Source organism: Pseudomonas sp. AL 58, from assembly GCF_036348395.1.
Taxonomy (GTDB): Bacteria; Pseudomonadota; Gammaproteobacteria; order Pseudomonadales; family Pseudomonadaceae; genus Aquipseudomonas; species Aquipseudomonas defluvii.
Genome location: NZ_JAZBQR010000075.1, coordinates 1 through 539, shown reverse-complemented (window position 1 = coordinate 539; position 539 = coordinate 1). Strand labels below are relative to the sequence as shown.

Sequence of the window (539 nt, the reverse complement as noted above, 5' to 3'; positions counted from 1 at the left end):
GCCAATTTGGTAGTCTCGGCCACCTGGCTCAGCACCTTGACCCCGTAGGGCTCGGCCAGGCTCTGAACGATCTGCTGCACACTCTGGCCACGCCACTGCCCGGGCTGATTGATCGCCGAGCAGTCGACCAGATCAGCCGTCAGCGAACGCCCGCTGATTGCCCGGCTCACCGTCTTGCTGTCGTAGTTCACCGGGGTAGCAAAGACCCAGCCCGTCAGCACCAGGTCATCACCTATCAACACCTCGCAGAAGTCGCCCTGCCTTACCGGAATTTCCTCAGCCTGATCCGGCCAGCGCCACGTCACATCCAGCGAAAAATCTCGGGTCTGTCGCTCGATGCCGGCACTGATGCTGGCTTTCTTCCAGCCGCGATAATCCAGGCCGTTCACGCGCAGCGTGACAGCGTTTAACGGGTCCATGGGTTACTCCTGGGCGATGTGCAGCACCCCGACAGGCAGGAACCCCGGGTGCGGCACTTTGTTACGCGTAACGATTTCAGCGGCGCGGGATGCGTCGCCAAAGCACTGATAGGCCAGCAC

1 protein-coding gene is annotated in these 539 nt (G+C 61.8%); it reads right to left on the bottom strand.

Annotated elements, in window-relative coordinates; genetic code table 11:
• A partial coding sequence (locus UIA24_RS23120; RefSeq protein ID WP_442963074.1) for a phage baseplate assembly protein occupies positions 1-419 on the bottom strand: 419 nt, incomplete at its 3' end.
• Between the last annotated feature and the right edge of the window lie 120 nt (positions 420-539).